Raw genomic sequence first — 22,620 nt, 5'->3', positions numbered from 1 at the left:
TGAAGGTAATGTCTAATAAAGAAAACATTTCTGCTCTGCTTGACGGTGAAGCCGTCGATAAGGCGCTTATAAGCGAGATAGAGCATGACAAGGACGCGCAGCAGATTTGGCACGATTATCATTTAATAGGTGATGTGATGCGAGGGGATGCTCCTCAATCGCCGCAGTGGGATATAGCATCTCGAGTTGCTATCGCTCTAGAAAATGAACCAACACACTCTAAAGTGCAGCCGATGCTTGAATCTCAACCATTGCCGCAGCATGCAAAGAAAGCATTGCCACAATGGGTGACTCAGTTTGGTCAAGTAGCGATGGCCGCTTGTGTCTCGTTAGCTGTGATTGTCGGTGTGCAGCAGTACGGAGGAAGTGCTGATGGTAGTGTTACCGAGCAAGGTGAAATACCTGTACTGCAAACGGTTCCACTAGCTGGCAGCATTGAGCCGGTAAGCCTTACGCGAGAGTCGGTGCACCCTAAAGCCGTGAGCGAAGAGAAACTCACCGAGCAACGCCATCGTATTAATAATATTCTGCAAGACTATGAATTGCAGTTACGCCTAGATCAAGGCGTTAAGCCACTACCTGAAGAATCGGATATCCAATGAAAAAATTCCTGGCCAGTGCCGCAGCACTGATCAGTCTCTCCCTATCAACTGTTGCGTTGGCTGATGACGGTGCGTCGACGCTATTGGATAAGATGAGCGAAGCGAGTCAGTCTCTTAATTATGAAATGTCTTATGTACTGATTCGAAAGGGCAGTATTGAGCCTTTAGTGTATCGTCAAGCTAACGACAATGGTAAGCATCTAGCTCAGCTAGTTTACCTAAGTGGACCGGTACGAGAGGTTATTCAACGTGGCAGTCAAGTTAGCTATATTGAACCGGGTATCGATCCCTTCACTATTGCATCAGACCGTATGGTTGCACCCTTAATGCCAATGCTAAAAGTGGATGTCCAAGACCTTAAAGATAACTACGATATTGTAAAGGTCGGGCGTGCTCGTGAGGCAGGCTCTGCAACCGATGTAATTCGTGTCGTACCTAAAGATGGACAGAGATACTCATACATAGTGTGGATTGATGAGCACACTAGCTTACCACTTCGAGCCGATTTGATAGACCGAGATGGGGAAGTATTGGAGCAGTATCGTACGGTTTCTTACTCTGTTACCGACCATCTTGTGCCAATAATGAAAGGCTTAGAAGGTGCGGCTTTGCCTGAACTTGTAACCTTGCCTAAAAGTAATACCAAGCAAGTAGCTTGGCAGGTGACATGGATGCCTCAAGGGTTCAATAGCAAGAAAATACAGAGTCATCCTCTATTTGGCTCAAACCGCGTGGTTGAAAGTCAAATCTATACCGATGGCGTGTTTCAGTTTTCTATCTATGTTGCACCCGAAGATGATTACTCACTTAAGCGTCAATTAGTACGCCAAGGGCGAAGAACCCTGCAAAGCGGTATTGTCGATAAACATGAAGTTATCGTTATTGGGGATATTCCTCCAAGTACAGCAGAAAGAATCCTTCATTCTGTCACGTTTAATGCGGTAGCTTCCCAATGATGCAGGCACTGGCTGTTGTGACATCTGTTACGCCGGATCCTAAAAATTCGGCTAACTTTTTGGTTGGTCTGTCATGTGAACAGCAAACCAGTTGTAATGGATGTGCTTCAAAGTCGCATTGTGCAACAGGGCAAGTGACCAAAGCAATTGGTAATCGCCAACACGCTTGGACGCTTAATACATCGCACGCTTTGTCGGTGGGGGATGTAATTGAGATTGGCTTACCAGAGAAAGAGCTATTGTCTGTAGCATCTATCGTCTATTTGGTTCCTTTATTCGGATTAATGATTGGCGCTGCAATTGGTAATTGGATATCTAATTTGATGCTAGGCGATGTCGAATGGCCAAGTATTTTATTAGGTGTCGCTGGGGCGCTAGTTAGCGGTTATGTTGTAAAAGTCTACCTGCAGAGTAGCCAGGCAGACCAGAAGGTCACACTGGTGCGCGCCTTAGGTCAAGCTGTCGAAGTAAAATAGAGATAATCACAACCTAAGCTCAGTTCCAAATCACTTGGCTATGGCTACCAAGGCCGAAATTAGGTAGAATCTGCCCACTTAAGTAAAATGTATCTCTACATTTCCCTTTCAATTAGCAAGAGTCTAACTGCATTCAACTATGAAGAACATTCGTAACTTTTCGATTATCGCCCACATTGACCATGGTAAATCCACCCTATCGGATCGCTTAATCCAAGTTTGTGGTGGCTTAAGTGACCGCGAAATGGAAGCGCAAGTTCTTGATTCTATGGATCTAGAAAGAGAACGTGGCATCACTATTAAATCACAGAGTGTTACTCTAGATTATAAAGCTAGTGATGGGGAAACATACCAATTAAACTTCATCGATACCCCAGGACACGTTGACTTCTCATACGAAGTATCTCGTTCATTAGCGGCTTGTGAAGGTGCGCTATTGGTGGTCGATGCAGGTCAAGGCGTTGAAGCTCAGACCCTTGCTAACTGTTACACCGCAATCGAAATGGATCTAGAGGTAGTGCCAATCTTGAATAAGATTGACCTTCCAGCCGCTGATCCAGAGCGTGTCGCAGAAGAAATCGAAGAGATCGTTGGCATTGACGCGATGGAAGCAACTCGCTGTTCTGCTAAGACAGGCGTCGGTGTTGATGAAGTTCTTGAGACCATCGTTAGCTCTATTCCAGCGCCAGAAGGTGACCCTGAAGGGCCACTGCAAGCACTGATCATTGATTCATGGTTTGATAACTATCTTGGCGTTGTATCTCTAGTGCGTGTAAAACACGGTAAGCTTAAGAAGAACGACAAGATCAAAGTAATGAGTACAGGCCAAGTTTGGGGCATTGACCGCATCGGTATCTTTACGCCAAAACAGCTTGATACAACCGAGCTAAATACTGGTGAAGTAGGCTGGGTAGTATGTGGCATTAAAGACATCCTAGGCGCGCCAGTAGGCGATACCCTAACTCACGCTAAAGGCGGCTGTGAAACGGCACTACCTGGATTCAAAAAAGTGAAGCCACAGGTATATGCCGGTTTATTCCCTGTATCTTCTGATGACTATGAGAACTTCCGTGATGCATTAGGTAAGTTAAGCCTTAATGATGCTTCATTGTTCTATGAGCCAGAGAGTTCAGCTGCACTAGGCTTTGGTTTCCGTTGTGGTTTCTTGGGTATGCTTCATATGGAAGTTATCCAAGAGCGTCTCGAGCGTGAATACGATCTAGACCTTATCACTACAGCACCAACGGTGGTATATGAGGTAGTTAAAACCAATGGCGAGACACTATATGTGGATAGCCCAGCTAAACTGCCAGCGGTAAATGACCTCGAAGAGATCCGTGAGCCCATCGCTCGTTGTAATATCTTGGTACCGTCAGATTACCTAGGTAACGTGATCACCTTATGTGTTGAAAAACGTGGTATTCAGGTTGATATGGTTTATCACGGCAATCAAGTGGCATTAACCTACGATCTGCCAATGGCAGAAGTGGTTCTCGACTTTTTTGACCGTTTGAAATCTACCTCTCGTGGTTATGCATCATTGGATTACAGCTTCCAACGCTATGCTCAGTCAAATATGGTGCGTGTTGATGTATTGCTCAATGGTGATACTGTCGATGCACTGGCTATCATTACCCATAAAGACAATTCTCAAAATCGTGGTCGACTATTAGTTGAAAAGATGAAGGAATTTATTCCTCGTCAGATGTTTGATATCGCTATTCAAGCGGCAATCGGTAACCACATCATTGCGCGTTCAACTGTGAAACAGTTGCGTAAAAACGTAATCGCAAAATGTTATGGCGGGGATGTGAGCCGTAAGAAAAAACTATTGAAGAAGCAGAAAGAAGGTAAGAAACGCATGAAGCAAATTGGTAACGTAGAGTTACCACAAGAAGCGTTCTTAGCTATTTTGCATGTCGGTAAAGATTAATTTATTGAATCAATAGTAATTTATTTTGTAAAAGTGAAAGGGTCGATGACTCTTTCACTTTCGTTGTTTTAGAAACTTGTAATTTAAGGGATGTTAATGGCTAACACGTTTTCTTTAATCCTAGTTATCGTGACTTTGGTGACAGGTGTTGTTTATGCTTTGGAAAAGCTAAAGTGGAGTAAGCAACGTCAGGCTAAGGTAGCTGAGGTTGAGGCTCAAACCAATTCACTGGATGAGCAAACCAAGGCTAAGATCTCAATGCAACCGTGGTGGATCGAAAACAGCGTATCTATTTTCCCTGTGATTGCGTTTGTATTGATATTGCGTTCATTTATTTATGAGCCATTCCAGATCCCATCGGGTTCAATGATGCCAACTCTATTGGTTGGTGATTTCATTGTTGTTGAAAAATATACATATGGCCTTAAAGACCCTGTATTCCGTTCAACATTAGTTGAAACCGGTAAGCCACAACGCGGTGATATCGCTGTGTTTAAGTTTCCACCTCAACCAAATATTGACTACATTAAACGTGTGGTTGGGTTGCCTGGTGATACGGTTCGCTACTCAAGAGATAAGCAAATCTGTGTTCAGCCAAAAGGTGAAACTCAATGTAATATCGTGGCGTTGACCAATTATGAAGAAAGCGAATTTACTCAAAATAATATTCCCTTGATTCGCCTCGATGAGAAACTAGGCCAACATAAACACCAAATCTTGGTAAACCCTTTACGCCAAGACAATGTAGCAGCGTATCAGCCTCGCTCTGGTGTGAATGAATGGGTTGTACCACAAGGTCATTATTTCATGATGGGAGATAACCGAGACAATAGCGCAGATAGCCGTTATTGGGGTTTTGTTCCTGAAGCCAACTTCGTTGGTAAAGCGGTGGGTATCTGGATTAGCTTCGAATTTGATCGTGGCCAAGACAGTATTCTGCCATCTTGGATTCCTACTGGAATTCGTTTCAACCGCATTGGCGGCATAGAGTAATTAGAGAGTATGAATTCTCAACTATCAAGATTAGAAAGATGCATAGGTTATAAATATCAAGATATGGATAACCTATTATTGGCACTCACTCATAGGAGTGCCAATGGGAAACACAATGAACGACTAGAGTTTCTGGGCGATTCAATTTTAAGTTTTGTTATCACTGATGATCTGTATCACCGTTTTCCTAAGGTAAACGAAGGTGATATGAGTCGTATGCGTGCGACCTTAGTTCGAGGTAAAACCTTGGCTGAACTGGCGCGAGAATTCGAGCTAGGTGACTACTTAAAATTAGGTCCAGGTGAGCTAAAAAGCGGCGGATTCCGACGCGAATCTATCTTGGCGGATGCAGTTGAAGCCATTATAGGTTCAGTTTACCTAGACAGTGATACTGAAAGCGTGCGTAAAGTTGTATTGGGGTGGTACAAGTCACGCCTTGAATCTATTCAGCCAGGTGTATCACAAAAAGATCCTAAAACACGCCTTCAAGAGTTTCTACAAGGCAGACGTAAAGCGCTACCTAGCTATGAAGTGACTAGAATTAAGGGTGAAGCTCACAACCAAGAGTTTACCGTTATGTGTGCTGTAGACGGAATTGCACAACCTATAAAAGGGGTTGGTACTAGCCGTCGTAAGGCAGAGCAAGCCGCTGCTGAACTTGCATTGGAGAAACTAACGAATGTCTGATCACGATAACTCAGAAGAGCAAGAAATTGATCTTGATGCATATTTTGCATCTCACAATCAGCAAAAAACTACCTCAGAAGAGAACCAACACTGTGGATTTATTGCGATTGTAGGTAGACCAAACGTTGGTAAGTCAACGCTACTTAACCATCTACTTGGTCAGAAGATCTCAATTACATCACGTAAGCCACAAACTACCCGTCACCGCATTATGGGTGTGGATACCGATGGGGATTATCAAGCTATATTTGTTGATACTCCAGGCCTACATATCGAAGAAAAGCGTGCTATTAACCGCTTAATGAATAGAGCCGCCAACAGTAGCTTAAGCGATGTAAACTTAGTGTTCTTCTTAGTTGATGGTACACACTGGACTGCAGATGATGAGATGGTGCTCAATAAACTGAGAGCGGCTAACTTCCCAGTAGTTCTTTGTATCAACAAGGTTGATCAGGTTAAAGATCGCAACCTAGTGATGAGCCATATGCAGCAACTATCAGAAATGATGGACTTTGTTGATATCGTGCCTATCTCTGCTAAACAAGGCAAGAATACAGAGGTTCTGCGCAAGCATGTACGTGAACACCTTCCTAAAGCCGTTCACCACTTTCCTGAAGAGTATGTGACTGATCGTTCGCAGCGCTTTATGGCTTCAGAGATCGTTCGCGAGAAACTGATGCGTTTTACTGGCGATGAGCTTCCATATTCAGTAACGGTCGAAATTGAACGCTTTGACTATAATCCAGATAACGATGGTTTTCATATTAACGCCCTTATCTTAGTTGAGCGTAGTGGCCAGAAGAAAATGGTCATTGGCAAAGGCGGAGATAAAATCAAGACCATAGGTCGAGAAGCTCGCCTTGATATGGAAGAACTATTTGGCCGAAAAGTCTATCTTGAGACTTGGGTTAAGGTTAAATCAGGTTGGGCCGATGACGAACGAGCATTGCGCTCTCTTGGTTATATGGACGACCTATAACGTAAATAAAACTCCACCCACTGCGGTGGAGTTTTTTGTGGTGTGTTGAGCTAATGAGTGTAATTGATGGCTTTCAGCGTTGCTTTGTATTGCATCGTCGCCCCTATACAGAATCAAGTCTCATCTTAGATGTCTTTGCCGAAGACTACGGGCGGATGACTTTATTGAGTAAAGGTGGTCGTAGTAAGCGCTCACCGTTAAAGGGGGCACTACAACCCTTCACACCTTTGCTGCTAAAGTGGTCAGGCTCAGGCTCAATGAAAACCCTGCGCCAAGCTGAACCAATAAGCTTAGGCTTACCTTTAAACGGTGTTTTCCTTTATTCTGCAATGTACGTCAATGAAATACTGGCGCGTGTGACCGCCTATGAGGTGCCGTATCCTGAGCTATTTATCGACTATCTGCACGCCTTAACAGAACTTGCCCAAGCGGAAAATCCAGAGCCTGCCTTGCGCCGCTTTGAGCTCGCTCTATTAACATCATTAGGTTACGGGGTTGATTTTTTACACTGCTCAGGCAGTGGTGAGCCTGTGGATCCTAAAATGACCTATCGATATCGTGAACAGCAGGGCTTTATCGCTTCAGTGCGCAAAGACAACCTAACCTTTAGCGGTGATGAGCTAATTGCCATTGCAGAGCGCAGATTTACAACTCCAGCGCAACTGAGTGCGGCAAAGCGCTTTACACGTATAGCCCTAAAGCCTTATCTTGGGGGCAAACCATTAAAAAGTAGGGAACTTTTTCTTCCCCGCACACGGAGCATTGGACAATGAATTCAATTCTACTTGGGGTCAATATCGACCATGTAGCAACCTTACGAAACGCACGCGGTACCAAATATCCTGATCCTGTACATGCAGCAGAGATTGCAGAACGGGCTGGTGCTGCTGGCATCACGATTCATCTGCGTGAAGATCGTCGTCATATTAAAGACCGTGATGTACGCCTACTAGCTGAAACTATTCAGACTCGAATGAATCTAGAGATGGCAGTAACCGATGAAATGGTTGCGATTGCATTAGACACTAAGCCTGAGTATGTATGCCTAGTACCTGAAAAGCGCGAAGAGCTTACAACCGAAGGTGGTTTAGATGTGGTGACGCATCTAGAAAAAATTAAGGCAGCAACACAAAAGCTAACCCAAGCCGGAATTAAGGTTTCTCTATTTATCGACCCTGAGCAGTCTCAGATCGATGCCTCTAAAGCGGCAGGAGCCCCCTTCATTGAGCTGCATACGGGTCACTACTCTGAAGCAACTACGGATGATGTTCTATACAAAGAGCTCGATCGTATTGCACAAGCTGCTCGTTATGCCTCTGAACAAGGTTTAACGGTCAACGCTGGACATGGATTGACTTATCACAACGTAGCGCCTATCGCAGCTCTGCCTGAGATATATGAGCTTAATATTGGACACTCTATTATGGGACGTGCTGTATTTGATGGCCTGCACAAGGCTGTCGCTGATATGAAAGAAATTATGGAGCAGGCTCGTAGCTAATGGCTATCCTTGGTTTAGGTACGGATATCGCAGAGATCGAGCGAGTTGCAAAAGCACTCTCGCGAACTGGAAAGCCATTTGCTCAGCGCATCCTTACCGAAACAGAGATGAGTCATTTTGACGGCTTAAGCTTTCAAGCAAAATACCTAGCCAAACGCTTTGCGGCCAAAGAGGCTGCATCTAAGGCTTTGGGTACTGGAATTTCCAAAGGCGTCTCTTTTCAAGACTTTGAGATCCATAATGATCCATTAGGGAAGCCTTGCCTTACCTTATCTGGGCAAGCCAAGGTAATTGCCGATAGCCTTGGAGTTAAGCGCTACCACATCTCTATATCTGATGAGCGCCACTATGCAGTGGCGACCGTTATTTTAGAAGATTAAGTGCGCTTAACTTCATGTAGGAAGCTTGGCTCTAATTGAGGTACAAACGAGCCGTCGTTTGTACCTTTTCTATTTCATCTTGTAGCTCTAGCAATTCTGGCTCAACATCTTCGACGCTCGCTCCAGAGCGCAATGCTTTTTCTACCTGTGCACAGGCGCTTTTTAGCTTAGGTACACCACAGTAGCTGCTACTGCCATGCAGTTTATGTACGTGATGAAGTAGCTCCTCTTTAGCTAGTGATTGTTCTTCTAATGACTGCTCAATAATCTTATTTACTTCAGGAATAGAGTCTACCAGCATCTGTAACATCTCTTTTGCGAGATCTTCCTTATTTGCTGATTGCTTTAATGCCATCTGCCAGTCAATGATGACATCATTTTGCTGCGGGTTTGTATCGTCAACCTTTGTCCCTGATATAGGTTGGCACTCGCTATTATCTTCTTTACGTCCCCAATGGTTTAATACGTTAAGCAGAATAGGCTCTTCAATAGGTTTGGTTAGGTAGTCATCCATGCCTGCGTTGAGCAATCGATCGCGTTCACCCGTCATGGCGTGAGCTGTGACTGCGATAACCGGTGTTTGGGCATTGAGTGTGCTATTTTTGATAGCCTCACACGCTGCGACCCCATCCATTCCAGGCATCTGAATATCCATCAATATTAAATCGAAATGATGTTTATTGGCTTCAGCTACCGCATCGTGACCATTGCTGCAGGTGACGACAGAATCAACGTGTTCTTCTAATAGAGCGTCGATAAGTTTAAGGTTAGCTGGATTGTCATCAACGGCCATTATCTTAAGTGGTAGCTTTTCTAGCATTAGCGGTTCAGGCTTAATATACGGTGCGGAGTGCAGTTCTTGCCCATGAACTAAGGCCTGCATTAACTTAGTCTTGGTTAATGGCTTAATTACACAGGTCACAGAGTGTTGTGACATCAACATCTCAGATAGCGCAAGCTGGTTACTTGGCAGGCCTAGAATGATGTTAGGGGATACCGCCTTGGCTTTGTGAATAAAATCAATCAACTCAGTTTCACTATACACCTCATTTATCGGCAGGCTATACACGATATAGTCATGTGCTGTGAGCTGCTCTGGTATCGTTGAACGATATTGCGTAACGACACCTTCTTGAGTCAGAACCTGTTGCACCACATTAGCTGCTTGCAGATTCTGCTCAATAAGTAATACATCTTTTTCTCGGATAGGAGTGAGATCAAGCTGCTGTAATGGGAGGTCAGTAGTAGCAAGGCGGATAGTAAACCAGAATGTGGAACCTTGATGAAGGCGACTGGTTAAGCTGATTTCGCCTCCCATCTGACGTACCAATTTCTGGGTGATAACCAAACCTAGTCCTGTACCACCATAGCGTCGAGTGATGCTGGCATCTGCTTGGCTAAAGGCTTGGAATAGCTGTGCTTGTTGTCGCTCGGAAATACCAATTCCGGTATCTCGAATCATAAACTGGATTTCAACTTGATCTTCTTTTTGTGAACGCAGCTCAATAGAGACATCAATATTACCACGCTCAGTAAACTTGATAGCGTTGCCCACAAGGTTAGTCAGGACTTGTTGAATACGTAATGAGTCACCCACAACCCCAGTCGGGATCTTAGGATCGACTTTAAGCGTCAGTTCTAGCCCTTTATCATGTGCACTTGGAGCTTGTAAATTGACCACCTCTTCAAGGGATTCTTGAATATCAAATGGGATGTTTTCTAACAGCAGTTTACCGGCTTCAAGCTTGGAGAAATCTAGAATATCATTGATGATGTTAAGTAGGCTGTTGGCTGAGTGTTCTATGGTTTGCAAATAATCGGTTTGACTGCGACTAAGGTTGGTTTTGAGCATTTGTCGAGTAAAGCCAATTACACCGTTAAGTGGGGTTCGTAATTCGTGGGACATATTAGCCAAGAACTCAGATTTTACCCGTGCCGCTTCTTGAGCTCGTTTTTTAGCAATATCAAGTTCGACGTTTTGGATCTCAAGCTGTTCTAAGGTTTCTCGTAAATCGGAAGTAGCCTGATCTATGCTGTGTTGCATCTCTATATGGTATTCAGATAAAGACATTGCCATAGCGTTGATACCCGTTTTTAGGGAGTTTAATTCGCCATGCATTTTGCCCTCAATTCGGACATCGAGTTGTCCGCGTCGAATGCGATCTACACTATTTTTAAGGTGTGTGATTGGGGCGGTAATATCTTGCATCAAGCGATAAGCAAAGAATGCAGACAGACCGACCCCAAGGAACATTACAATCAGTGCAACTACGATTTCTTGATATTGTTGCAGGCGTAGGCTGGAGAGGTCGAGCTCTATCGCAATATAACCTAATACCTGGTCGGCTTCTTTAGCATTGGCTTGGGGGGCTATGTATTGCGCTTCAGCTATGATAGGAGAGCGGATTATCAATTTAGTATCAATCAACTCTACCGTACTGTGCATAGGGATGGGTTTCGATTTAGGAAACATCAAGCTTTCGAAATTGGGATGAAAGTTGGAGGTAACGAACAGTTCATGTTTTGCATCAAATACCGCAATACTACGCACCACATCCGAGTGTTTTCGGTGGCTATAGCTTATTAAGCGTCGTACTGCTTCCCGATTCTGCTGAAGCATGGCAAACTCGCTGGCGATAGCCAAGGGTTCGACGATATTGGTACCGGCAGTAATCAATTGAGATTCAAGGTCATTGTATCTATTTGATGTAAAAAAGACGCTCAATAGCAATCCGACAATTAACGTCGGAGCTAAGGTCAATGTGATTACGCGCGCGCGTAAGCCGTATCTTGTCATGTTTTATTGGTGCGCTATCTGTGAAAAAATAAGCCTAAATCCATTCCCTGCACGCATTAGTGAGGGGGCGTTGGTATAGTTTAACTAATTAAAAGCAATATTTCTGCATAGTGAAGGCATTGTGCGGAAAATGTTCAAGTGAGAATTTGTAATATGGCCAACTTTTTTAAGCCACAAAAGAAAAACTCTATTTCAAACAAGCACTTCGTGGTAGATATTGAAAAATACGACTATCAAGGTGCTGGTATTGGCTTTGATGGTAAAAAACCTATATTTGTAGAAGGGGCGTTGGTCGGAGAGAAGGTATTAGTTGCGCCGATAGAGGTAAAGGCTAAGTTTACCCGTGCCAAAATAATTAAGGTCCAAAATAGCAGCCCTTCGCGTCAGGTTCCATTTTGTGCTCATTTTGCAAAATGTGGTGGTTGCTCGTTACAGCATATGCCGTACCAGACACAGTTGGAAGTAAAGCAACAAGCGTTCAAAAAGCTGATGTCTAAACTTGCTCCAGTGGTTGGTTTATCGGAAGTTATTCAGGGAAGTGAGCAAGGCTATCGCCGCCGCTCTAGAGTTAGCCTGCGTTGGAACGCTAAATCACAACAACTTGAGTTTGGGTTTAGACAAGGTAAGAGCAATCAAATTGTAGATATAATCCAGTGCCCAGTTATGGCAACGGAACTACAGGGGTTACTAGAGCCGCTAAAAAAAGTACTGCAGTCTCTTTCTCAGCCAAGAATCTTGGGGCATGTGGAGCTAGTAGCTGCGGATAATGCTCAGGTAGTATTACTGCGCAGTAGTGATCAATTAAAGCCCAGCGATCAAATATTGATGCAAGAGTTTGCCCAGCAAAATGGGGTGTCGTTATACCTTCATCAAGGGGAGACATTGCCTCAACTTATCCATGGTAGCGCACCATGTTGTAATGAAGTGGGGGTAGAACTAGCGTTCTTGCCAACGGATTTCATTCAAGTGAATCGTTTGGTGAATCAACAGATGGTATCGCAAGCGATGGCTTGGCTTGCTCTAGATAAGCAAGATCGCGTATTGGACTTGTTTAGCGGTATTGGTAATTTCACTTTTCCGATGAGTCAGAGCGCGATTCAGGTTATTGGGATTGAAGGCGTGCAGGACATGGTAGAGCGAGCCAGCCAAAACGCGACAGCATTACAGGTCAACAACGCTCAGTTTTTCCAAGCCGACTTAGCGAATTTGGATGGAACAGAGGCGTGGTCTTTGCAAGGGTTTGACAAAATCTTACTCGACCCTGCACGGGCAGGGGCGGCTGGCATAGTTGATAAGCTTGGGCAATTTAAGGCATCGCATATTGTGTATGTATCTTGCAATCCTTCAACCTTGGCAAGGGATAGTGAATCCCTGCTTAAGCAAGGTTATCGAATTACTAAAATGCGGGTGTTAGATATGTTCCCACAAACGGGACATCTAGAGTCGATGGTGTTATTCGAAAAATAGTCGAACAGAATCAAAAAAGTACAAATTCAGATACAGGGATGTAGTGTAGATAGGTATACTAACTTAGTTTGGTGTTTACCTAAATATAACATAATGACAGCAAGGTTTTAGGGAAGAAATATGGTCGCAATACGCAGTGCGCACATTAATAAGGATGAAGAGTTTGGCCTTGAGCGCTGGGTAGATAGTCTTCAACAAGGACAGAAAACAGAGAACAAGCTTAAGAAGCTTTATATTGAGTGCCAACAGCTACTAGATGGTCATGAGCGACAGGAGTTGTTGCTATGGCGTGGGCGCGAGATGATAGAAATTTTGATTACTCTATCTATGGACCGCGCCACACTTGAGGCGGCCATGTTGTTCCCTGTTGTATCGAGTGGTTTGTATGATACTGAAGAGCTTAAAGAGCGCTACGGTAAAGAGATCATCAAATTGATTGAAGGGGTTGAGGAGATGGCCGCAATTGGTCAACTTAATACCTCAGAAAGCGATTCTAGTGCTTCTGGCCAAGTGGATAACGTGCGCCGTATGCTACTGGCAATGGTGGATGATTTTCGCTGTGTGATTATCAAGCTGGCAGAGCGGATCTGTAACCTACGTGAAGTAAAAAACGCTCCAGATGAAGTTCGTCAGCGAGTGGCAAAAGAGTGCGCCAATATCTACGCTCCACTAGCTAACCGTCTAGGTATAGGCCAGTTAAAGTGGGAGATTGAAGACTACGCGTTTCGTTATCAACAACCCACAACTTACAAGGCAATAGCTAAGCAATTAGGTGAGCGTCGTATCGAGCGCGAACAGTATATTACAGATTTTGTTGATGACCTTGAGAGTGAGATGAATCACTCTCATATCAATGCTGAAGTAAGTGGACGTCCCAAACACATATTTAGCATCTGGAGAAAGATGCAGAAGAAAAAGCTGGCCTTTGAACAGCTTTTTGATGTGAGAGCAGTGCGTATCATTGCTGACCAACTGCAAGATTGCTACGGCGCTTTGGGTGTCGTTCATACCAAGTATAATCACCTATCTAGTGAATTTGATGATTATGTTGCCAACCCCAAACCAAATGGCTATCAATCAATACATACCGTAGTGCTAGGCCCTGAAAACAAAACCATTGAGATTCAGATCCGCACCAAACAGATGCACGAAGATTCGGAGCTGGGTGTTGCGGCGCACTGGAAGTACAAAGAAGGCGGTTCGGGTGGACGCAGCGGATATGACGAGAAGATAACGTGGTTGCGTAAACTATTGGATTGGCAAGAAGAAATGTCAGACTCGGGCGAGATGCTCGATGAACTTCGTAGCCAAGTGTTTGATGATAGGGTATATGCCTTTACACCGCGTGGTGATGTGGTCGATTTACCTATGGGGGCAACCCCATTAGATTTTGCTTATCACATTCACTCAGAAGTAGGGCACCGCTGTATCGGAGCGAAAGTTGGCGGACGCATTGTTCCCTTTACGCATAAGCTCACCATGGGCGATCAAGTTGAGATTATTACCCAAAAAGAACCGAATCCATCTCGTGATTGGTTAAATTCATCACTGGGCTTTGTTCATTCTGGTCGAGCACGAGCCAAGATTAATGCATGGTTTAGAAAGCAGAGCCGCGAGAAAAATATTGAAGCGGGTAAAGATATCTTAGAAGCGGAGCTAGCTAAGATTGAAGCGACACTCAAAGATGCTGATATCTATGCTCTTAAACGCTTTAACGTTAATACCGCCGATGAGCTATATGCAGGGATTGGTAGTGGCGACTTAAGAATTACTCAGGTCGTTAATCATATCAATGCCTTGGTAAACAAACCCTCGGCAGCTGAAGAAGACCAGCAAGCCTTAGCAAAGCTACAGACTTCTGAGTCGATAATGCCACTGCCGAGTAAGCCTCACAAAGATGCGGTGGTGGTTGAAGGGATTGATAACCTAATGACGCATCTTGCTCGATGCTGTCAGCCGATACCCGGAGATACGATTAGTGGCTATGTAACCCAAGGGCGAGGTATTTCGGTGCACCGTAGTGACTGTGACCAGTTAAATGAGCTGCGATTACATGCACCCGAGCGTATTATTGATACGGTTTGGGGAAGCGGATTTGTCGGGTCGTTCATTCTTACCTTGCGTATAGAGTCTCTGGAGCGTACTGGATTACTTAAAGATATTTCAACCCTCATTACTAATGAAAAACTCAAGATTGCCAATATGCGTTCGCGTACCGACCATAAACGACAAATGGTGGTGATGGATATGGATATTGAGGTTAGTAATACCGATATTAGTAGCCGCCTGCAATCGAGGATAGAGCAGATAAAAGACGTTATCTTGGTGAAACGCCTCGGTTAATAGTAAATTTTATAAGACCCAAGCCCCTTAATCAGGGGCTTGATTTTTTTAGGAGATAACATGCCTAGCAAGTCCGATAACCTACAGCAATTACTCGAAATCATGGCAACCCTTAGAGACCCAAACAAGGGGTGCCCATGGGATATAAAGCAGTCCTTTGATTCAATTGTTCCCCACACCATAGAGGAAACTTATGAGGTGGTGGATGCGATTCAAAATCAAGATTGGAGTAACCTCAAAGAAGAGCTCGGTGATTTATTGTTTCAGATTGTGTTTTATGCACAACTGGCAAAGGAGCAGAACCTTTTTGAGTTTGATGATGTGCTAGAGGGCGTGAATGAGAAGCTTATGCGCCGACACCCGCATGTATTTGGTGAGCAACAATTTGCTACAGAAGCAGATATAGCCAAAAACTGGGAACAAGAGAAGGCAAAAGAAAAAGCGCGTGTAGGAAAAATTGAACAAAGTATTCTAGACTCTGTACCGAGATCGTTACCGGCCTTAAGTCGAGCCGATAAGGTGCAAAAACGCTGTGCTAAATTTGGCTTTGATTGGGATACGATTGGCCCTGTGGTTGATAAGGTTCACGAAGAGGCACAAGAGGTGTTAGATGAAGCCTTGTGTGTGCCATTATCTCAACCACGTGTAGAAGAAGAGGTTGGTGATTTGTTATTTGCCAGCGTCAATCTTGCTAGACATTTAGGGTGTCACCCTGAGGTCGCTCTAAACAAGGCCAATTTGAAGTTTGAACGACGATTTCGCGCAGTTGAACAAAAAGTAAAAGAGAATGGAGTTATTTTTGAAAACTGTGATCTAGATTACCTTGACAGCTTATGGGAGCAAGTAAAAGCTGAGGAGTCTAAACTACGATAATATGGTGATTTGATTTGAAGCAAAAAATAAATCAAATACGTATGATAAGTTTCGCGTTGTGGCAACTAGGTGCTTCTGGTATATTTGCTTCCCGTCCAGAAGAAGTCTATTCCCTCATTCAACCAACTTCAGGTTAAACATGACGACAAATTACATTTTTGTTACTGGCGGGGTTGTATCCTCACTAGGTAAAGGCATTGCAGCGGCATCGCTAGCAGCTATTCTCGAAGCTCGTGGTCTTAAAGTGACTATGATGAAGCTTGATCCTTACATCAACGTTGACCCAGGCACAATGAGCCCTACGCAACATGGTGAAGTGTTCGTCACCGAAGATGGTGCAGAAACTGACCTTGACCTTGGTCACTATGAGCGATTCATTCGCACCAAGATGACTAAGCGTAATAACTTTACTGCTGGCCGTGTTTACTCTGATGTTCTCGCAGCAGAGCGTCGTGGTGACTATTTAGGTGCTACGATTCAGGTTATTCCACATATTACTAATGCGATTAAAGACCGTGTAATCAAAGGCTCTGAAGGCCATGAAGTGGCTATCGTAGAAGTAGGTGGCACTGTTGGTGATATTGAATCACTACCATTTATGGAAGCTATCCGTCAGCTTGCTGTTGAGCTTGGTCGTGAGCGTGCGATGTTTATGCACCTTACGTTAGTTCCTTATTTAGCGGCGGCTGGTGAAGTGAAAACTAAGCCAACTCAACACTCGGTTAAAGAGTTATTGTCGATCGGTATCCAACCAGATATCTTGATTTGCCGTAGTGATCGTATCATTCCTGCCAATGAACGTAAGAAGATTGCTCTATTCTGTAACGTACAGGAACGCGCAGTAATCTCGATGAAAGATGTAGACTCTATCTATAAGATTCCTCAACTGGTTAAAGCACAAGGTCTAGATGACTTAGTATGTGCTCGCTTTGGCATTTCAGCGCCAGAAGCGAACCTATCTGAATGGGAACAGGTGATCTACGAAGAAGCAAACCCAACTGGCGATGTAACTATCGGTATGGTTGGTAAATATATTGAATTGCCTGATGCATATAAGTCAGTCAATGAAGCGCTTAAACATGCAGGGTTGAAAAACCGCCTAAACGTCCATATTAAATATGTAGACTCTCAAGATGTAGAGAGCAAAGGCGAAGAAGCCTTACTAGGTTTAGATGCAATCCTAGTTCCAGGTGGTTTTGGTGACCGTGGCGTTGAAGGTAAAATTCGCGCAGCACAATATGCTCGTGAAAATAAGATACCTTATTTAGGCATCTGCTTAGGTATGCAAGTTGCGTTAATTGAGTTTGCGCGAAATGTTGCTAATCTTGCTGATGCGCATTCAACAGAATTTAATAAAGAAACACCAAACCCTGTGGTAGGCTTGATTACTGAGTGGGTTGATAAAGAAGGTAACGTTGAAGAGCGTACTGAAACCTCTGACCTTGGTGGTACAATGCGTCTAGGTTCTCAGCTATGTCATTTAGAGAAAGGCACCAAAGCCTATGAGCTCTATGGCAATGCTAAGATCCATGAGCGCCATCGTCACCGTTATGAGGTGAATAACAACTTACGTCCGTTGATTGAGAAAGCAGGGCTTAAAGTTTCTGGTTTGTCTGCGGATAAGAAATTGGTGGAAGTTATTGAAAACCCTGCACACCCATGGTTTGTTGCCGCTCAGTTCCACCCTGAGTTCACCTCAACCCCTCGTGACGGACATCCGTTATTTGCAGGGTTTGTAAAAGCTGCTGGTGAATTTCAGCGCGGCGAACTTAAGTAAAATTAAGAATTAAGGTGTCTTAAAAGAGTGTTATGGCACCTGTAAATATTTAACATTTAAATTTTTAAATAAGAGGAAACATTTAATGTCTAAGATCGTTAAAGTTCTAGGTCGTGAAATCATCGATTCACGTGGTAACCCAACAGTAGAAGCTGAAGTTCACTTAGAAGGTGGCTTTGTAGGTATGGCTGCTGCTCCTTCTGGCGCATCTACTGGTTCTCGTGAAGCTCTTGAGCTACGTGACGGTGACAAATCACGTTTCCTAGGCAAAGGTGTTCTTAAAGCACTTGAAGCTGTAAACGGCCCTATCGCTGAAGCTCTAGCTGGCAAAGACGCTAAAGACCAAGCTGCTATCGACCAAGTGATGATCGACCTAGACGGTACTGAAAACAAGTCTAAGTTCGGTGCTAACGCAATCCTTGCTGTTTCTCTTGCTAACGCAAAAGCTGCAGCTGCGGCTAAAGGCATGCCTCTTTTTGAGCACATCGCTGAGCTAAACGGCACTCCAGGTCAATTCTCTATGCCTCTACCAATGATGAACATCATCAACGGTGGCGAGCACGCTGATAACAACGTTGACATCCAAGAGTTCATGATCCAACCAGTTGGCGCGAAAACTCTTAAAGAAGCTCTACGTATCGGCGCTGAAGTATTCCACAACCTAGCTAAAGTTCTTAAGGCGAAAGGCCTAAACACTGCTGTTGGTGATGAAGGTGGTTTCGCTCCTAACCTTGAGTCTAACGCTGCTGCTCTAGCTGCAATCAAAGAAGCTGTTGAAGCTGCTGGCTATGTTCTTGGTAAAGACGTTACTCTTGCTATGGACTGTGCTGCTTCTGAGTTCTACGACAAAGAAACTGGCAAGTACAACATGAAAGGCGAAGGCAAAATCTTCACTTCTGAAGAGTTTAACTTCTACCTACAAGACCTTGCTAACCAATACCCAATCGTATCTATCGAAGACGGTCTTGACGAATCAGATTGGGCTGGCTTCAAGCACCAAACTGAACTTCTAGGTGACAAGCTTCAACTAGTTGGTGACGATCTATTCGTTACAAACACTAAGATTCTTGCTCGTGGTATCCAAGAAGGCATCACTAACTCAATCCTTATCAAGTTCAACCAAATCGGTTCACTAACTGAGACTCTAGCTGCAATCAAGATGGCTAAAGATGCTGGTTTCACAGCAGTTATCTCTCACCGTTCTGGCGAAACTGAAGATGCAACTATCGCTGATCTAGCGGTTGGTACTGCTGCAGGTCAAATCAAAACTGGTTCTATGAGCCGTTCTGACCGTGTTGCTAAGTACAACCAACTTCTTCGCATCGAAGAAGCTCTAGGTGAGCGTGCACCATTTAACGGTCTTAAAGAAGTTAAAGGTCAATAATTCATCTTATTTGTGATTGCCTTGCTGCAGTCTCTATGAGTTAGAATTTTTGCATACTTATATAAACACCTCGCTTTGCGAGGTGTTTTTTTTGGTTTAGATAAAGAGCTTTGGTGATTTAATGTTTTATGCATCGAGTTTACAGCCAGCATAAAAGATTAAGCGGGTAAACATGGTAAGGGTTTTGTGATATAAATAGCGCAATATTATCGATAGGGATTTGAGCTGGTGCGTGTTTTTTCAGTAATACTGTTTGGGTTGCTAATTTGGCTGCAAACCGACTTGTGGTTTGGTAAAAATGGCATAAATGAGCTAAGACAAGTGCAAGATGAAACTGCGGTACAAAGCTCAGTGAATAGTCAACTGCGTAAACGTAATGACGAGATGTTTGCGGAAATTGACGACCTTAGCCAAGGCCTTGATGCTATTGAGGAACGTTCTCGCAACGAGCTTGGTATGGTGAAAAAAGGTGAGACCTTTTATCGTATTGTTGACTCTGATTGATTTAGGAACGGTTTGCAATTTTGAATAAGTATATCGCAATAGTTCCAGCGGCAGGTATTGGTAGCCGTATGCAGGCTGATAGGCCTAAGCAATATTTACTACTACAGAGTAAAACGATTTTAGAGCATACAGTTGAGCGTTTGCTGTCGCATCCTCAAATAGAACAAGTAGTGGTTGCGATAAGCGCGACTGATGATTACTTTGCTACTACTACGCTAGCGAGTAATTCCAGAGTTATTCAGGTTTTAGGTGGTAAAGAGCGCTCTGACTCGGTTCTCAATGCTTTGCAGTATCTGCATGCACAGAATTACAGTGGACAGGTTTTAGTGCACGATGCCGCTCGTCCAAATATCGATTTAGGCGACATTAGCGCGCTAATTGAAGCCGCTTGCCAGCACCCGACAGGGGCTATTTTAGCCAGTAGGGTAAAGGACACCATGAAGCGCTCGGATGGCGACAGTACTATTATCGAAACCGTATCTAGAGTAAATCTTTGGCATGCACTAACACCACAAATGTTTGATGCCGTAGCGTTGCGTCTAGCATTACACTCTGCCGTAGACCAAAATCAAGTTATTACCGATGAAGCCTCTGCTATGGAACTGATAGGCGAAGCGCCTATGATTGTTGAGGGTAGGGCAGATAACATCAAGGTCACTCAACCGGAAGACTTTTCATTGATGGGTTTCTATTTATCACAAAGTAGCAAGGGAAAAGCATGATTCGCATTGGACATGGGTTTGACGTACATAAATTTGGTGGAACAGGACCGGTCATAATAGGTGGGGTTGCTATCCCATATGAGCAAGGCTTGTTGGCTCACTCTGATGGTGATGTCGCATTACATGCTATTTGTGATGCTCTATTAGGCGCCATCGCTGCCGGTGATATTGGGCACCATTTTCCTGATACAGATGACAAATGGAAGGGAGCTAATAGCCGAGAGTTACTAAGGGATGTCTACAGTCGAGTGATCGAAGAAGGTTATCACTTGGGAAATGTCGACGTTACTATAATGGCTCAAGCACCTAAAATGGCTCCACATATTGAGTCTATGCGAAGCGTCATTGCCCAAGATTTGAATGCAGATTTAAATCAGGTCAACGTAAAAGCCACCACTACAGAACGCTTAGGTTTTACTGGGCGTAAAGAAGGCATCGCGGTTGAAGCCGTGGTACTTATCCTAAAAAATCAATAAGAAATATTATGACTGATACTCTTGGACATCTCGCTTATCTGCATGGTAAGCCGCTAGCAAAAGCTAAACTAAAGGTTAAGCCTGAACACTTCATTGTAAAAGAAGACCTTGGCTATGAGTTTAGCGGGCAGGGTGAGCACCTGATGGTAAGGATCCGCAAAAGCGGAGAAAACACCAGCTTCGTTGCCAACGAATTGGCAAAATTTATGGGTGTGAAATCCAAGGATATTGGTTGGGCTGGTCTAAAAGATCGTCATGCGATTACCGAGCAATGGCTAAGTGTGCATCTGCCAAAAGGTGATACTCCTGACATGAGCTTGTTTACTAAGCGTCACCCTAGTGTGCAGATCCTAGAAACGACCCGTCATGATAAAAAGTTACGTCCTGGAGATCTCAAAGGAAACTACTTTGAAATTACCTTGACTGAGGTTAGCGATCTCTGTGAGGTTGAAATGCGATTGCAACAAGTTGCCAAGCAGGGTGTTCCAAACTACTTTGGCGAGCAACGCTTTGGAAATAACGCTAACAACGTTATTGAAGCCCGTCGCTGGGGGCGCGATAACGTGCGTACCCGTAATCAAAATAAACGCAGCCTATACCTTTCGGCTGCGCGTTCTTGGATATTCAATCAGATTGTTTCAAATCGTATTGAGCAACACTGTTTTGAGCATGCTATTGAGGGAGACCAGGTAATACTTGATGGCAGTTTACAAGCTTATACTGATGATTTTAATGCTATTACAGCAGCCCTTGCGGGTGACAATGCGCTACCTACACAAGGTGCGGCCTTAGCTTTAGAGCAGCAGGTTGTTGATTCAGAGCCGGATCTTATGGCTTTAATTCGTGGTAACCGAATGCGCCATGACCGCCGCGAAATAAAGCTATGCCCAAGTGATTTAAGTTGGCGTAGCGATGCAGACCAGGTGCAAGTTAGCTTCTGGTTATCTTCGGGCAACTTTGCCACCTCAATCTTTAGAGAGGTTGTTGAAGAGATCCCATTTACTCGTGAATTTGCGGTTGAGGCAAAGCCTGAATGAAGATCTTAATTAGCAATGATGATGGTGTTCATGCTAAAGGGATACACGTTCTAGCTGAAGCGCTAAAAGATATTGCAGAGATTATTATTGTCGCACCGGATCGTAACCGTAGTGGTGCGTCAAATTCATTAACGCTAGAGACTCCCTTGCGAGTGAACGAGATAAAACCTAAGGTGTATTCTGTACAAGGTACACCGACGGATTGTGTCCATTTTGCACTGAATGAGCTTATGAAAGATGATTACCCAGACTTAGTGGTCAGTGGGATAAATCACGGAGCAAACCTAGGTGACGACGTTCTTTATTCTGGAACGGTAGCGGCGGCCATGGAAGGGCACTTTCTCGGCGTGCAAGCGATAGCCGTTTCATTGGTTGGTAAAACAAACTTTGATACCGCAGCCAAAGTGGTAAAAGAGTTGGTTATACAGCATCAAAATAACCCGATACCAACCAATCGTTTGTTAAACGTCAATGTCCCTGATGTTGCACAGCAGCCTAATATTGAGATCACTCGCTTAGGGGCGCGTCACCATGCAGAAGATATGATCAAACAACTTGATCCGCGTGGCCAGCAAATTTATTGGTTAGGGCCTCCGGGCAAAGAACAAGACGCCGGTGTTGGAACCGACTTTTACGCGATTGAGCATTCTCGTGTATCAATAACGCCGTTGCAGGTCGATCTTACTGCACATGAGTCTTTGCCTTCGATGAAGGCTTGGTTAGAAAGGTAATT

The 22,620-nt window shown here is 44.1% G+C and carries 21 protein-coding genes; 20 read left to right on the top strand and 1 reads right to left on the bottom strand.

The features are described from left to right. The first annotated feature begins 8 nt into the window (after positions 1–8). From OCU28_RS09590 to acpS, 10 genes are all read left to right on the top strand, one after another. Positions 9–602 (top strand): RseA family anti-sigma factor, encoded by a 594-nt coding sequence (locus tag OCU28_RS09590; RefSeq protein WP_261815979.1) that lies wholly within the window; start codon positions 9–11, stop codon positions 600–602. After that, positions 599–1,558 carry a sigma-E factor regulatory protein RseB gene (gene rseB / locus OCU28_RS09585; RefSeq protein ID WP_261815978.1) on the top strand — a complete coding sequence of 320 codons (960 nt, stop codon included), beginning with the start codon at positions 599–601 and terminating at the stop codon, positions 1,556–1,558. Before OCU28_RS09590 ends, rseB begins: the two co-directional genes overlap by 4 nt. Next, positions 1,555–2,034 carry a SoxR reducing system RseC family protein gene (locus tag OCU28_RS09580; protein WP_261815977.1) on the top strand — a complete coding sequence of 160 codons (480 nt, stop codon included), beginning with the start codon at positions 1,555–1,557 and terminating at the stop codon, positions 2,032–2,034. Before rseB ends, OCU28_RS09580 begins: the two co-directional genes overlap by 4 nt. Positions 2,035–2,173: 139 nt before the next feature. Then, positions 2,174–3,967: a translation elongation factor 4 gene (lepA, locus tag OCU28_RS09575; RefSeq protein WP_261815976.1), complete on the top strand. Its 1,794-nt coding sequence runs from the start codon at positions 2,174–2,176 to the stop codon at positions 3,965–3,967. Between the two features lie 96 nt (positions 3,968–4,063). Further along, on the top strand, positions 4,064–4,960 hold the full coding sequence (gene lepB, locus OCU28_RS09570) for a signal peptidase I (RefSeq protein WP_261815975.1): 897 nt from the start codon (positions 4,064–4,066) through the stop codon (positions 4,958–4,960). A gap of 9 nt (positions 4,961–4,969) precedes the next feature. After that, positions 4,970–5,647 (top strand): ribonuclease III, encoded by a 678-nt coding sequence (gene rnc, locus OCU28_RS09565; protein WP_261815974.1) that lies wholly within the window; start codon positions 4,970–4,972, stop codon positions 5,645–5,647. Beyond that, the gene (era, locus tag OCU28_RS09560) at positions 5,640–6,626 is read left to right on the top strand and encodes a GTPase Era (protein ID WP_261815973.1); all 987 of its coding nucleotides are present in this window, start codon (positions 5,640–5,642) and stop codon (positions 6,624–6,626) included. The genes rnc and era overlap by 8 nt, the downstream gene beginning before the upstream one ends. 53 nt (positions 6,627–6,679) lie before the next feature. Beyond that, a complete protein-coding gene (gene recO, locus OCU28_RS09555; protein WP_261815972.1) occupies positions 6,680–7,399 on the top strand; it encodes a DNA repair protein RecO in 720 nt (239 codons plus the stop codon). Next, on the top strand, positions 7,396–8,127 hold the full coding sequence (gene pdxJ, locus OCU28_RS09550; RefSeq protein ID WP_261815971.1) for a pyridoxine 5'-phosphate synthase: 732 nt from the start codon (positions 7,396–7,398) through the stop codon (positions 8,125–8,127). The genes recO and pdxJ overlap by 4 nt, the downstream gene beginning before the upstream one ends. Beyond that, on the top strand, positions 8,127–8,507 hold the full coding sequence (gene acpS, locus OCU28_RS09545) for a holo-ACP synthase (RefSeq protein ID WP_261815970.1): 381 nt from the start codon (positions 8,127–8,129) through the stop codon (positions 8,505–8,507). Before pdxJ ends, acpS begins: the two co-directional genes overlap by 1 nt. A 31-nt stretch (positions 8,508–8,538) precedes the next feature. Here the strand turns inward: acpS and barA are convergent, their stop codons facing one another. Beyond that, on the bottom strand, positions 8,539–11,304 hold the full coding sequence (barA, locus tag OCU28_RS09540; protein WP_261815969.1) for a two-component sensor histidine kinase BarA: 2,766 nt from the start codon (positions 11,302–11,304) through the stop codon (positions 8,539–8,541). Between the two features lie 153 nt (positions 11,305–11,457). On the opposite strand from barA, the gene rlmD reads away from it, so the two are divergent. The 10 genes from rlmD (at position 11,458) to surE (ending at position 22,618) form a co-directional block, all read left to right on the top strand. Further along, positions 11,458–12,771 (top strand): 23S rRNA (uracil(1939)-C(5))-methyltransferase RlmD, encoded by a 1,314-nt coding sequence (gene rlmD / locus OCU28_RS09535; RefSeq protein ID WP_261815968.1) that lies wholly within the window; start codon positions 11,458–11,460, stop codon positions 12,769–12,771. 120 nt (positions 12,772–12,891) lie between these two features. Continuing rightward, a complete protein-coding gene (relA, locus tag OCU28_RS09530; protein ID WP_261815967.1) occupies positions 12,892–15,114 on the top strand; it encodes a GTP diphosphokinase in 2,223 nt (740 codons plus the stop codon). Between the two features lie 60 nt (positions 15,115–15,174). Beyond that, complete coding sequence (gene mazG, locus OCU28_RS09525; RefSeq protein WP_261815966.1) at positions 15,175–15,987, top strand: nucleoside triphosphate pyrophosphohydrolase; 813 nt, start codon at positions 15,175–15,177, stop codon at positions 15,985–15,987. A 139-nt stretch (positions 15,988–16,126) separates the two neighbouring features. Then, on the top strand, positions 16,127–17,764 hold the full coding sequence (locus OCU28_RS09520; RefSeq protein WP_261815965.1) for a CTP synthase: 1,638 nt from the start codon (positions 16,127–16,129) through the stop codon (positions 17,762–17,764). Positions 17,765–17,849: 85 nt separating this feature from the next. Beyond that, positions 17,850–19,148 carry a phosphopyruvate hydratase gene (gene eno / locus OCU28_RS09515; protein WP_261815964.1) on the top strand — a complete coding sequence of 433 codons (1,299 nt, stop codon included), beginning with the start codon at positions 17,850–17,852 and terminating at the stop codon, positions 19,146–19,148. 228 nt (positions 19,149–19,376) lie between these two features. Beyond that, positions 19,377–19,652 (top strand): cell division protein FtsB, encoded by a 276-nt coding sequence (gene ftsB / locus OCU28_RS09510; protein ID WP_261815963.1) that lies wholly within the window; start codon positions 19,377–19,379, stop codon positions 19,650–19,652. 20 nt (positions 19,653–19,672) lie between these two features. Further along, positions 19,673–20,374, top strand: coding sequence for a 2-C-methyl-D-erythritol 4-phosphate cytidylyltransferase (gene ispD, locus OCU28_RS09505; protein ID WP_261815962.1), 702 nt, complete (start codon positions 19,673–19,675; stop codon positions 20,372–20,374). Continuing rightward, positions 20,371–20,850 carry a 2-C-methyl-D-erythritol 2,4-cyclodiphosphate synthase gene (ispF, locus tag OCU28_RS09500; RefSeq protein ID WP_261815961.1) on the top strand — a complete coding sequence of 160 codons (480 nt, stop codon included), beginning with the start codon at positions 20,371–20,373 and terminating at the stop codon, positions 20,848–20,850. Before ispD ends, ispF begins: the two co-directional genes overlap by 4 nt. Before the next feature lie 8 nt (positions 20,851–20,858). Further along, the gene (truD, locus tag OCU28_RS09495) at positions 20,859–21,887 is read left to right on the top strand and encodes a tRNA pseudouridine(13) synthase TruD (protein ID WP_261815960.1); all 1,029 of its coding nucleotides are present in this window, start codon (positions 20,859–20,861) and stop codon (positions 21,885–21,887) included. Then, positions 21,884–22,618 (top strand): 5'/3'-nucleotidase SurE, encoded by a 735-nt coding sequence (gene surE / locus OCU28_RS09490; protein ID WP_261815959.1) that lies wholly within the window; start codon positions 21,884–21,886, stop codon positions 22,616–22,618. The genes truD and surE overlap by 4 nt, the downstream gene beginning before the upstream one ends. The last annotated feature ends 2 nt before the right edge of the window (positions 22,619–22,620 follow it).

Source organism: Vibrio gallicus, from assembly GCF_024346875.1.
Classification (GTDB): Bacteria; Pseudomonadota; Gammaproteobacteria; order Enterobacterales; family Vibrionaceae; genus Vibrio; species Vibrio gallicus.
This window is presented reverse-complemented; position numbering and strand designations above follow the sequence as displayed.